This is a genomic window from Bacillus sp. FJAT-27225, assembly GCF_001685025.1.
Taxonomy (GTDB): domain Bacteria; phylum Bacillota; class Bacilli; order Bacillales; family Cytobacillaceae; genus Bacillus_D.
This window is the reverse complement of the sequence record NZ_MAYU01000021.1, coordinates 600,674-613,676: the sequence shown is the minus strand read 5'-3', so window position 1 is coordinate 613,676 and position 13,003 is coordinate 600,674. Positions and strand designations below refer to the sequence as shown.

Annotated in this window: 11 protein-coding genes; 9 read left to right on the top strand and 2 right to left on the bottom strand. The window is 44.3% G+C overall.

What is annotated here, in order from left to right; all coding sequences use genetic code 11:
* Window positions 1–176: 176 nt before the first annotated feature.
* Complete coding sequence (locus A8F94_RS14885; protein ID WP_066202001.1) at window positions 177–881, bottom strand: DUF421 domain-containing protein; 705 nt, start codon at window positions 879–881, stop codon at window positions 177–179.
* Window positions 882–1,766: 885 nt separating this feature from the next.
* Window positions 1,767–3,569: a SpoIID/LytB domain-containing protein gene (locus A8F94_RS14880; RefSeq protein WP_066202000.1), complete on the bottom strand. Its 1,803-nt coding sequence runs from the start codon at window positions 3,567–3,569 to the stop codon at window positions 1,767–1,769.
* A 297-nt stretch (window positions 3,570–3,866) separates the two neighbouring features.
* Here A8F94_RS14880 and A8F94_RS14875 point away from each other — a divergent pair, with 297 nt between their 5' ends.
* From A8F94_RS14875 to A8F94_RS14840, 9 genes are all read left to right on the top strand, one after another.
* Window positions 3,867–4,832, top strand: a complete 966-nt coding sequence (locus A8F94_RS14875) for an N-acetylglucosamine kinase (protein ID WP_066201999.1) — start codon at window positions 3,867–3,869, stop codon at window positions 4,830–4,832.
* A 124-nt stretch (window positions 4,833–4,956) separates the two neighbouring features.
* The gene (locus A8F94_RS14870; protein WP_066201997.1) at window positions 4,957–5,910 is read left to right on the top strand and encodes a GNAT family N-acetyltransferase; all 954 of its coding nucleotides are present in this window, start codon (window positions 4,957–4,959) and stop codon (window positions 5,908–5,910) included.
* Window positions 5,911–5,965: 55 nt separating this feature from the next.
* Window positions 5,966–6,880 (top strand): N-acetylmuramic acid 6-phosphate etherase, encoded by a 915-nt coding sequence (gene murQ, locus A8F94_RS14865; RefSeq protein ID WP_066201996.1) that lies wholly within the window; start codon window positions 5,966–5,968, stop codon window positions 6,878–6,880.
* A gap of 6 nt (window positions 6,881–6,886) precedes the next feature.
* Window positions 6,887–7,492, top strand: coding sequence for a serine hydrolase domain-containing protein (locus A8F94_RS26210; protein WP_254660866.1), 606 nt, complete (start codon window positions 6,887–6,889; stop codon window positions 7,490–7,492).
* Window positions 7,455–7,937 (top strand): serine hydrolase domain-containing protein, encoded by a 483-nt coding sequence (locus A8F94_RS26205; RefSeq protein ID WP_254660865.1) that lies wholly within the window; start codon window positions 7,455–7,457, stop codon window positions 7,935–7,937. The genes A8F94_RS26210 and A8F94_RS26205 overlap by 38 nt, the downstream gene beginning before the upstream one ends.
* Before the next feature lie 15 nt (window positions 7,938–7,952).
* Window positions 7,953–8,669: a PIG-L deacetylase family protein gene (locus A8F94_RS14855; protein WP_066201995.1), complete on the top strand. Its 717-nt coding sequence runs from the start codon at window positions 7,953–7,955 to the stop codon at window positions 8,667–8,669.
* 15 nt (window positions 8,670–8,684) lie between these two features.
* Window positions 8,685–10,280 (top strand): beta-N-acetylhexosaminidase, encoded by a 1,596-nt coding sequence (gene nagZ / locus A8F94_RS14850; RefSeq protein WP_066201993.1) that lies wholly within the window; start codon window positions 8,685–8,687, stop codon window positions 10,278–10,280.
* 82 nt (window positions 10,281–10,362) lie between these two features.
* Window positions 10,363–11,538, top strand: a complete 1,176-nt coding sequence (locus A8F94_RS14845; protein WP_254660864.1) for an anhydro-N-acetylmuramic acid kinase — start codon at window positions 10,363–10,365, stop codon at window positions 11,536–11,538.
* Window positions 11,539–11,659: 121 nt separating this feature from the next.
* Complete coding sequence (locus tag A8F94_RS14840; protein ID WP_066201992.1) at window positions 11,660–12,982, top strand: ABC transporter substrate-binding protein; 1,323 nt, start codon at window positions 11,660–11,662, stop codon at window positions 12,980–12,982.
* The last annotated feature ends 21 nt before the right edge of the window (window positions 12,983–13,003 follow it).

Sequence of the window (13,003 nt, the reverse complement as noted above, 5' to 3'; positions counted from 1 at the left end):
AATTAAATAATCGGTCGACAGCTAGAGGTGGGTTACTATTTCCGGAACGTCCTCCCTTTTCTGTGAGAGGGTGTAACTTTACTGTAAAGTTTCCTCTCACGGAATTTTATTACTTTACCTTACCCCAACCGTCTTGACACAGAAAAATGGATTGGAGAGAAAATAGGGGGGCTTGGTCACTCTACATCGGTTGGAGCAATTAGATTATCCTCATATTTATCTACAAACAGGTTACCATGGCTATTGACGACAGCATAATATATCTCTTCAACCCGTAAATTCCTGTTTTTGCATTCCGCCTCAATCCAGTTGCGGTTGTACAGGCCTGTTGAGTTCTTTGCAATAATTTCCCCATCCATAATTAATTCAATTGGCAGCCTTTCTGAGGAATTAGGAACGTGAAGATCCTGTTTTGATACGTTCTGAAAAGGATTCTTTTTTAAGACGGACAAATCCCCGCTAACTTCCAGGATTGCATAGGCCACTTCAAAGGTATTAAAAATTCCCTTTTCCCGTAGCAATTGGTTGAGATCATCTATTGAGAACTTTACCTTTTTCATGTTTTTATCAAGGATTTTTCCATTTTCAATCAGGACGGTCGGCCGGCCAGATAGCCATTTCCGGATTTGCCGGCTTCGTGAAGATAGGACCATGCAAATGTAAAACATCAAAATAAGCACAAAGAAGGAAATGACCGTTTCTGAGAACTTCAACTTTATGTCAAAGCTCATGTTGGCAATAAACGATCCGATTGTAATTGACAATGCAAAGCTATAGTGATTTTTGTGCGTATTGATGTGCTTGCCAACAACCAGGGTAACCAGCACCAACACAATAAAACTTACCGCTGTTCTTGTAACAGGGACAAGCATACCTTCCATGAGTATCACCTTTATCGATTTGGCCATTTTTTACTAGCAGTACTTGGAGACTGACTAGGTGTTATTTAAGAAGAAGTAGTAGTGCTAGAAGGACTATATCCCAGGGGCTGCATTTTTTTGCCACCCGCATATTAAAATTAGCAACTTTTCACTAGCAGTACTCGGAGACTCACTAGTTATTCCTCGGGAAAAAATAGTAATACTCAGAGTAGTACTAGACGGACTATATCCCAGGAGCTACACTTTTTTACCACCCGCAAATAAAAATTAGCCACTTTTCACTAGCAGTACTCGGAGACTGACTAGTTATTCCTCGGGAAAAAATAGTAATACTCAGAGTAGTACTAGAAGGACTATATCCCAGGGGCCACACTTTTTTGCCACCCGCATATAAAAATTAGCCACTTTTCACTAGCAGTACTCGGAGACTGACTAGGTAAGTATAAAGAAAACAGTAGTACTACTAGTATTTTCCTTTTACGTTTGTTTGTATTCTTTCGTATTTCAGGAATAGCGAAATGTCCTTGGTAGGGTGTTTCAACAATCGGAACATGAAGGCCGCTAATTTCTTTGCAGGACAACTTTTTCAAAATACATGACAGATTTTCAAAAATACAGGACATTTCCCAAACGATTCAGGACAGATTTTCAGGTTTTCGGGACACACCGGTCAGCCGGCAGTGTAAGGTTGATTATTGTAGAGAAATGGGGAAAGCAGTCAAACTGGGGACGAGTGCTTAAGGACATATTCACAATTCTGTAACAGCGAAATGTCCTTGAGCACCCGAAGATTAACCCTGCAAGAATTGATTGTTCACAAAAAGACAAGTTATCCCATGACAACAAAAAGAGAAGGTCGGCGCGACCTTCTCTTTTCATACCACCTTATTTAGCGTTATTCCCTCTAGGTGTAGGGGCCCCAACGACTGATACATCTGTAAGATTCATATTTGGATAGTAGGAAGTGAGGATTTTGTCATAACTCACTCCAGCTAATCCAAGCTGGGAAGCTCCGTATTGGCTCATTCCGGCACCGTGGCCATTTCCGCCGCCGTAGAAGACAACTTTTTCGTCATCCTTTTCAAAGCTGAAGAATGCCGAATTGAGAATCGAACCATTTTTTAATGCTGTATTTGTATAGTCTGTGCTGCCTCCAGCGGCGCGATAGATAATAATATCATTTGCACTGCCTGTATCTGCTCTATTCGGACGGATTGTGAAGCGAATGTTGTACTCTTTTAAAATCTTGTATGTTCCGGTAGAACCTTCAATAACAAGTTCCATAATATTGCCGCCATCGCCGCGCTTCGTAACATACATATCTCTGAATTCGCCAATACCTTGAGCTGGAATCGGCTTGCTTACGAACTCGCCAGCTTCATTTTTTGTTAAAACGAATTTCGGATCGGCAGCATACCGCGGAGCTAAATTTTTATTGATTGTGTTTTGCAGTTCAGTTTTGGTAAGAGTGATTTTCCACCTGAAATATAGGGATGTATCATCATAGCCCCTGTAGCTCAGGTTTTTGTAAAAATCAAGGACTTCCTGTTCGTTTTGTGTATCAATGTTTAGCATCTTTGTTGAGTCATTTGGATCGAACGTAAAGCTTTGCGAAACAAGGTAAGGAACAACTTGTCCAGGGAAGGAGCCATCAGCATCTGCCCAAACCTGATGCTTGGAAGCACCAAATCCGCCGGAAGTGGAATAATAGCGTGCATCTACCAGGCTGCCATCGACGCCATACATAATTTTGCCTGCTGTTTCCTGAACAGCCTGCGTCGTCAGGGCATTTTCAGGCGAGTTGTTATATACCTGGCTCATGACACTATCGAGGACAAAATAGCCGTCCTTCGCAAAGCGGTCACTCAAGTAATCACCCAATGCATACGTTCTCGCTGCAACAGCCTGAGCTTTGAGGGCATTCAAACCAAAGCTTGATGGCATTTCGCTCGGTACCACTTGGTATAGATACTCCTCTAAATCTACCTCGTTGATCAACTGAAGCTTATTTCCTTTTACAGACGTAAGTTCGAAGGTGCCTCTGTAAGCAGGGGTATAAAGCGGACTTCCTCTTTTAATCGTTTCTACCTTAATTTTGCTAGATTCATCGGTAGAAATATAGACTCTATTTTTAGTAGAGAATGCTTCAGTTCCATCTGCCTTCACAACCGAAACTGTTCCATCAGTCGATGTAAACGTAACAATTTCATTGGCAGCAGACTCGTAGGTTTGTTCTCCCAGCTTGTCCGCAATTTTTAGACCAGTAGGCGAGCTCAACTGAATTTGGCTGTGGTCCATTGTGGCAAAGTTGGTTGTCATAATGCCAACTCGCATGTTTTCCACAGGCGTCACTCCGTTGATTGTGACTTTAATAATTTCCTGTTCACCATTTACTTTAACAGTAATATTTTCAGCCCCAACCCGAACATCGCTGAGGGATTTTATATACTGCTTACCATCTACCCATTGAGAGACTTTGTATTCTTCAGCAAGCTTTAGTTTGCCTTGATATTCCAATTCCAAGGTCCGGTTTGCCGTATCCTTGGCCATAATCTTTTCTGTAAAAGTCATTTGAGGTTTTGCGGCGGAAGCAGTTGACTGGCCGGAAAAGAAGCTAAAAAAGAGTCCCGATATAATAAAGGTAATAGACAATACACTAATGAATTTCCTTACTTGTTTAGTAAACATTTTATCCTCCTCAATTTGTAGTTCAAGTGACAGCGCTTTCAAAAAAATGGAAAGTGGCTAACAACGATCTACCATTTCTCCCCCCTTCTAGTAATTTATTTTCCAAGACACTTAAATTATAGGGACTATAAACAAGTCTAGTCAATATTTTATTTCAATTATTTAGAATAATAGTGAAATTTTATTTCAGTGGACATTTTAAAATTATATTTTAAAAGTTTAATAAACCAATTGAAATATAATTTTAATATTTTATAATGGGAAGTGTAAAAAGAATTTGTCGTGGGGGCTATGTTCATGTATGTACTTGGAATTGATGGCGGTGGAACGAAGACAAAGGGAGTTATTGCCGACCGGTTTGGAAACGTATATGCAAGTGAGACAGTTGGAGCGACCAATCATAATGGTGTGGAGTTGGACAGTGTGAAAAAAGAGCTGTTCGTCTTATTTGCTTCATTAAGGAATCAAAATGAAAAGATATTTTTAATGCTCGATACCGTTTTTGCAGGAATGTCAGGAGTGGATCGCCCTGAATCGAGAGAGGCAATGAAGAAGCTGCTTGCCTGCTTTATACCTTCCAAAGCGAGGATCATCGTTGATAATGATGCAATGAATGCTTTGTATTCAGGAACATTGGGTATCCCGGGCATCGTCCAAATAGCAGGGACGGGCTCGATCACATTTGGCATAAATGCCGATGGAGAAAGGCAGAGAGCGGGCGGCTGGGGCTACTTGGTTGATGATGAAGGCAGCGGATATGACATCGGAAGGGCAGCAGTGAATGCTGTTTTTAAAGCGTACGATGGCAGGGGGCCGAAAACGATCCTTACAAACATGCTACTTGGACATTTTCAGGTTCAGGAACCACCTGAACTCATTCCATTCATTTATGAAGCAGGAAAATCGAGAAATGCGATTGCTCCGCTAAGCAAATACGTTACAGCAGCCCTGGATGAACACGATGAAGTTGCCAGCCAAATCGTGCACGATGCCAGCTTCAAACTCGCGAAAGCAATTGAATGTATAAGAAATACGTTATTTAAGGAATCTAACAAACCGATTCCGGTGGTCTTGGCGGGCGGTGTGTTTAATCGGGAAGACCTGCTTGTCCCCATCCTCCAAACAAAATTGCTTCAATTGAATGTTCGTGTTCAGCTGATGAAACCGGAAATTGAGCCTGTCGGCGGGGCGGTTATTGCCGGATTTGCAGGCAGTAATCAATCGATTAATAAAAGTTTTGTAGAAAATATGAACAGAGTTTGAAATAATAGTACAAAAATGTATGGTAGTTTTGAATTTTTATTTCACATTTTCTTTGAGCTTGATATAATGGAGCTATCTTAACGAGATGGACGGAAATGCTGTGAGGAAAAGGGGGGTGCCCTGAGTGAAATACATACCGTGGGATAGAGGAAGGGTATCACAATTAGTCGAGTTATGGAACTCCGAAATTGGCTCCGAATTCCCTATGACCAGGGAACTTTTTACACAAAACAGCTTTGATGATGAAAACATCCTGCCGGAAGGATCATGGATAGCACTTGATGAAAAGCATCAGGTGGCAGGTTTTATTGTCTCAAAAACATGGAGAGAGAAACTTTCTGTACCGATGAATAAACAAACTGGCTGGATTCAGGCGTTGCTTGTGAAATCTTCTTTTCGGCAGCAGGGAATTGGAAGCGCTTTATTGGAAAAGGGTGAAATGGCTCTTAAGGACAACAACTGCAAGAAGGTGATGTTGGGCCGGGATCCCTATCATTATTTTCCCGGTATACCTACAACCTTTGAAAATACGAAACAATGGTTTGAACAAAAAGGCTATGTGGCAGCCAGTATCGAGGCCGATTTAATCTGCGATTACCAATCCGATCATAAAACCGCCATGCCAAAGCAAGCAGACATCGAGATTTCGCTTCTGGCAAAGGGTGAAAAGGAACAGCTGCTTTCTTTCCTGCATCGTTGTTTTCCCGGCAGATGGGAATATGAAGCGATTCATTATTTCAGGAGGGGCGGCACTGGAAGAGAGTTTGTGATAATAAAAAAAGCAGGGGAGATTATTGGCTTCTGCAGGATTAATGACCCCGATTCACCGTTTATTGCCCAGAATGTCTATTGGGCTCCCCTGTTTAAGGAACCGTTGGGCGGAATAGGCCCGCTGGGAATAGATCGGCTGGAAAGAAAGAATGGATATGGATTAGCGGTTGTTGAAGCGGCCGTCTGCTATTTAAGGGAAAGAAAGATCAATCGAATCATTATTGATTGGACCGGATTAAATGAATTTTACGGCAAGCTCGGTTTCAAAACATGGAAACAGTATCAGCAATTTTATAAAGACTTGTAATGCTTCTAGCACTATATGTAATTAAAAATCTGCAACTTGGAAAGGCGTGTCCTATGTGAATGTCAATTTTACAGCATTAACGACAGAGCAGCGAAATGAGCGGTCGCGGAATATCGACCAGCTTTCTACGCTTGAAATAATAACCCTTATGAATAAGGAAGACAGCAATGTTGCCGATGCGATTGAAGCCGTGCTGCCGCAGATCGGAACGGCGATTGAAGTCATTTATCACGCTTTAAAAAATAATGGCCGGTTGTTTTATGTTGGTGCGGGTACGAGTGGAAGGCTTGGAGTCCTGGATGCAGCGGAATGCCCGCCGACCTTCTGTACGCCGCCGGAGCTAGTCCAGGCCATTATCGCCGGAGGAGAATCCGCTATGTTTACAGCAGTTGAAGGAGCCGAGGACTGTCCGGAAGATGGCGCGAAGGATCTTGTGAACAGGGGCTTCAACGAAAACGATGTAGTGGTTGGTATTGCTGCAAGCGGACGGACACCTTATGTAATTGGCGCGCTGGAGCATGCCCGCAAGCTCGGGGCAGCAACGATAGCGTTAGCCTGCAATCAAAATGCTGAAATCAGCAAATATGCCGACCATAAAATTGAAGTTGTAACAGGTCCGGAAATTTTGTCAGGCTCGACACGATTAAAGGCGGCAACCGCCCAAAAGATGATTTTAAATATGCTGTCGACCACTACGATGATTAAGCTTGGAAAAATTTATGACAACCTGATGGTTGATGTGAATGCCAGCAATATAAAGTTAGTGGAAAGAGCGAAGCAAATTGTCATGGAAATAACAGGCGTTCCGTATGAAGAGGCAGAAAAAGCGCTTAAAGAAACCAATCAACGTGTAAAGCCGGCAATTGTCATGCTAATGGGCGGAGTTTCCGTCGAGAAGGCAAATGAAGTCATTGGACTTGCCAATGGGTTTACACGGCGGGCAATCGAACTTGCGAAAGAAGGGCAGTAACCCATTATGGAAAGGCGAGTTCTCCATTTCCTACAGCAGGAAATAGACGAGGGGCATATCCCCGGAGCAGTGATTCATATTTCCCATCAAGGGGGGACCATCCTTCAAAAAGCGATAGGAAACCGGGTTGTTTTTCCAAAAAAGGAACCGATGCAGTTGAATACGGTTTTCGATTTGGCTTCGTTAACAAAAGTGGTTGCGACCTTGCCGATTGTGCTGAAGCTGATGGAAGAAGGAAAATGGCATCTGGACGATAAGGTTGCCTATTTCCTCCCTGAGTTCGGCAAGCACGGAAAATCGGAAATTACATTTAAAAACCTGTTAACCCATACGTCAGGGCTTGCCGCACATTATAACTATTTTTACGAAAACTTAACAACCGAACAAATTTTGGAACGGATATATTGTGACCAGCCAGTGGCCGGCGTTGGCGAAGAGGTGATTTATAGCGACCTGGGATTTATTACACTCTATAGATTAATCGAAACCGTAACAGAAGAACCGTTTGAAGCGTATGTGAAGCGTGAATGGTTCGACAGGCTCGAGATGAATGAAACAGGGTTTCTTCCAAGGTTTGAAGAGGTCACGGTATGCAGCTACAGAATTCAGTGACAAGTTAAACGGTTATAAGCTTGGAATTGTTCATGATGACAATACAGAAAGCATGGGTGGAATTAGCGGCCATGCAGGTTTATTTTCGACCATCAAAGATCTGGCAAACTATGCTTCAATGCTTGAAAATGATGGCGTTTTCAAAGGAGAACGCCTTTTATCAAAACAATCACTGCAGCTTGCCCGTAAGAATTTTTCAGCGTTTAGCAAGGAGTTCAGGGGGCTGGGCTGGGTTTTAAAAAGCCCGAACAATTCCAGCTGTGGCGACCTTTTCTCTGATTCAGCCTACGGACATACTGGTTTTACCGGAACTAGCATCTGGTTTGATCCAGAGATCAGGCTGTATGTTATTTTACTGACAAATCGGGTGCACTTTGGCCGGAAATATCCTATTCTTCGCTTGCGGCCGAGGCTGCACACAATCATTCGGTCACATTTCAATTGACCAGGGGGAGATAACGTGGACAAGAAATTTCACATTATGCTGGTGGGCGCCCATTGCGGTGATGTAGAACTCCAGGCCGGCGCGATCGCCCATAAATATGCAAAAGCAGGACACGAAGTCACGTTATTGCATTTAACAGCCGGGGAAAAAGGCACACCTGCAGGAATAGGCGTTGAGGAATATCGCCAGCAAAAAATAAATGAAGCAGAGAAGGCTGCTGCTGTTCTTGGCGCGAAAAGCATTACCCTTGATTATAAAGATGCGGAATTAAAGGATGACGATGAAACCATTTCCCGTGTGGCAACCTGGTTCAGAAAACTAAAGCCAAATGCTGTTATCACACATTGGGAAAACAGTATGCATCCCGACCATGCCCTTTGCCCCAAAATTGTTCAAGCTGCATGGTTAAAAGCTGCCCTTCCAGGCTTTGATTTGGATGGACTGCCGCCCCATTCTTTAACAAGGATGTTCCATAGCGAGAATTGGGAGGACATGGAGGGCTATATCCCGGATATTTATGTTGATGTCAGTGATGAATTTGATACATATCTCGAGGCAATTAGCCAATATAGGTTTGTCATGAAATCGAAGGATTTCCGTTATTACGATTATTATAAGGCGCTTGGAACGATGAGAGGCTGCCTGAACCGGACTGCTTATGCCCAAACATTAAAGTTTCCTGTGGGAGCGAATATTAGAAGAGGGCCGGCTATTCCCGGGTTTGACCTATAAAGGAGGCGCGAAAACTTGAAAAGCAGTGAACTGCGCAAAAAAGTCGGACAGCTGTTGGTCGTTGGTTTTAAGGGAACAACCGCTTCCGAAGAAATTAAGGAACTGATCAGGGAGCACCATGTGGGAGGCATTATCCTTTTTGGGCGAAACATTGGCACTCCTCAGGAAATTTTAAATTTGACGAACGAGCTACAAAGGGAAGCAAGAGCAGCAGGGCATGAACAGCCGCTTCTGATTTGCATCGACCAAGAAAATGGAGTCGTCCGCCGGCTTGGCGAGGGAGCGACCATCTTTCCTGGTGCAATGCTGCTGGGAGCAACCGGCAACCCGGAAAATGCCTACAGGGTTGGCCTGGCGACTGGAAAAGAACTAAAAGCTCTTGGAATCAACTGGAATCTGGCGCCAGTGCTCGATGTCAATAATAATCCCGAAAACCCGGTGATTGGAGTACGTTCTTACGGCGAATCGGCTGACAAGGTTAGCTTATTTGGCCAGCATGCGATGAAAGGCATGCAGGATGCCGGCGTGATCACGACATTAAAGCACTTTCCAGGTCATGGGGATACGAATGTCGATTCACATCTCGATCTTCCAGTCATCTCCCATAGTATCGACAGGCTGCAAGAGGTTGAGCTAAAGCCTTTTACCGAAAACATCAAACAAGGTGCCGATACGATTATGTCCGCCCATGTGTATTTTCCGGCGATTGAAGATACACCTGGTGTCCCTGCGACTTTATCGAAAAAAGTCATCACCGGACTTTTGCGTGAACAGTTAGGCTTTGATGGGGTTGTTACGACGGATTGCATGGAGATGAACGCAATCGCCAATACAATTGGAACAGCAGCAGGTGGTGTAGCTGCAATCAAAGCAGGGGTGGATTTAATAATGGTTTCCCATCTCCACAACCTCCAGAAAGATACAATTGAGGCGATTGTTAGGGCAGTTGAAGCGGGTGAAATAGATAAGGAGACCATTGATGCTGCTGCAGGACGTATCGAGAGATTAAAAGATACGTATATTCATTGGGATGATCTAAACCTTGTGGGAAATGCACTTGTTCCTTCTATCGTTGGCTGCCAGGAGCACGAACAATTGGCGGACGTGATATATAAGCAGGGCATCACCGTTGTGAAAAACAAGGAAATTTTGCCGCTCAATACAATTGGCAAACAAAAAGTGCTCGTTGTTTATTCCGAAAATACGTATACGATGCAAGTGGAAGATAAGCGCTATTCATCGATGCACCTTGGAGAGGCCGTTAAGGAACTTGATCCTCTTGCGCATGTATTGGAGTTATCGAACCCGGCAACAGCTGAAGAAATCGACCGGGCGGCTGAAGTTGCCAAGGATTTTGATTTCATCATTATTGGCACGTTGACCGCGAAGCCGGGTGATGCCCAAGTAAAACTTGTGGAAAAGCTGCACGACACGGGTGTGCCAATTGTTGTGGTGGCAACGAGGAGCCCTTATGATTTAGCATATTTGCCTGATATCCATGCTTATATTTGCACATACGAATTTCCGTATCCGGCACTTAAAATCGCAGCTCAGGCCATATACGGCCAGGCAGTGGTGACAGGCAAGCTGCCAGTGACGATACCACAATAGTTGTCGCAACAAAAGGGCTTACCTCTAGACTGAATAATCGGTGCATTAAAAAGTAACTAGCTGGACGAAAGGAGGCCGGAATGTGAATAACGTGCATAAGGATAAGGCCGAAACGTTGGTTGTCGGGCTTATGTCGGGAACTTCTCTGGATGGAATTGATGCCGCTTTGGTTTCGATTACCGAAGAAAACGAAAATATTCAATTGAAGCTTCTCCATTTTGCGACTCTGCCTTTTTCAGAAAAGGTACGAGAAAGGATTTTACAGCTTTGCGACCCAAACAAGGCACGTATTGAGGATATTTCGGATATGAATATGCTGCTTGGAGAGCTGTTTGCGGCTGCTGCCAAAAAGGCCGTATCAGAAGCAAACCGGACGCTTGATGAGATTAATCTAATCAGTTCACATGGACAAACGATTTTCCACCAGCCTGAACGCGTCGAAATCGAAGGGTATTCCGTTGCTTCCACTCTGCAAATTGGGGACATCGGCTTAATTGCTGAACGTACCGGCGTCACAACCATCGGAGATTTTCGAACGAGAGACATGGCTGCCGGAGGGCAAGGCGCGCCATTGGTGCCCTATGCCGATCAGCTGTTATTTCAGCAAAAAGAAACTGGCCGAGTGTTAGTGAACATTGGCGGGATCGCCAACATCACTGTGCTGCCGCCTGAAAACAGTGATGAAAGCATCCTTGCATTTGATACAGGCCCAGGCAATATGATCATCGATGCCTTTGCCGGCTGGGCCACAAACGGGAAGCAAACATTCGATGACAATGGCAGTATTGCTGCAAGCGGAACAATAGATGAAGAATGGCTCGCCGAACTGCTTGCTCATGATTATTACAAGCAACCAGCGCCGAAAAGTACCGGCAGGGAATTGTTTGGCAGTGAGTATGCAAGAAAATGCTGGGAACAGACAAGCCTTTCAGCTGAGGATAAACTGGCCACCATCACTGAGTTGACAGCACGGACGCTTGTCTCGGGTATTTCCAGATTACTAGAAAGCCACAAAATTGAAGAAGTATTTATCAGCGGCGGGGGCTGGCATAACCGTACCTTAATGGCACGATTGCGAAGCCAGCTGCCCCAAGCGATAAAGATAGGCAGCACTGACGAGCTTGGGATTCTAGGTGATGCGAAGGAAGCTGCCGTATTTGCCCTGCTGGGTTACCAGTGTTTGATGAAACGATTCAACAATTTGCCGTCGGCTACCGGGGCGAGAAATCCAGTTATCATGGGGAAAATCGCCTGGTAGGAATCCTTTGGTTGCATAGGATGGACACGGAAAGGAGGCGAGGACCGGAAATAATCGGTGAATGTCTTGCTGGGATCACAATGGAAGCTTTATTTTTCAAAAAAATTTAGGGGGAAATCCAATGAAGAAAATGCTTAACTTATTTCTTGCGGCTAGTTTAAGTATTGGAGCTTTGGCAGCATGCAGCAGTGACAATACAAAGGGCACAGAAAGCGGCAAAGATTGGAAAGGCACCATCACTGTGTGGGACGGTCCGCGCTGGCCAGATGATAAAGATAATAAATACCACTGGATGGAAGAGAAAATTAAGCAATTTGAAGCAGAGAATGAAGGCGTTAAAGTGGAGCTTGTCCAAGTTCCATGGGCTGAACTTCCGAACAAACTTGGTGTATCGATTGCCGGAAAGTCCTGGCCAGATATCGCACCTGTTGATATTAGCGGAAGCGCGGTCAGCATCGACCAAATCGACCAGGGTGTTATCGAACAAGTTGATGACCTTTATACAAAAGATGAACTAAAAGATTTTTATCCGAATGCTCTTGACGCATACAAATATGATGGCAAGCTCTATGGAGTTCCTAACTCAATGACTGTCCATACAATGCTTTTGAACCTTGACTTATTCAAGGAGCGCGGTGTTGAGCCACCGGCAAACGGCGAGTGGACTTGGGATGAATTCCTGGATGCAGCCGAGAAATTGACATTTGACCGCGATGGCGATGGCAAGACAGATGTGTTCGGTTTTTCCACTTACATCTTGCCTGGATACTATGAAGCATGGCCGTTCTTCTATATTGATGGCGGCAGCCCATTAAGCAAGGACATGAAGAAATTCACTTTCAATAGCCCTGAAGCAGTTGACGCAATTCAACGCCTTGCAGACCTGAAACTAAAAGACAAAGTTTCCCCTGAATCTTCAGGCGGAGCAGACGTTGGCGGCACGTTCCAAGCCTGGGCAAATGAACAACAAAGAACAGTTGCTATGCAGCCTTGGGCAACTTGGGCAATTGGCGCGGCACAAGGTAAATACCCAACTAACTTTGCAGTTGCCAACTATCCAACTGGAAAAACGGGCGAACCCGTTACAATCGGCGGTGTAGGCGGCTGGACGATGTTCCATCAGGAAGATAAAGGCAAGAAGAAAATGGTCGGCGAATTCATGAAGTTTATCAATACAACTGACGAACAATTCACAATGGCACAGAAGTATGGAACATTCCCTGCACGAATCAGCACAGCTGATAAAGATCCATATAAAGACAATCCACAAATGGCTCGTGCACAGGAAATGTCATCACAAGTTGTGATGCTTCCACGCCACCCAGAATGGAAAAAGATTGATGAAGCTATCCAAACAGAGCTGCAGCTTGTATTCAATGGCGAAAAAACAGCCAAACAAGCAATGGACGATGCTCAAAAGAAAGTGGATGAGCTGCTGAAGTAAGTTGTTACCGGCCTGGTGCTG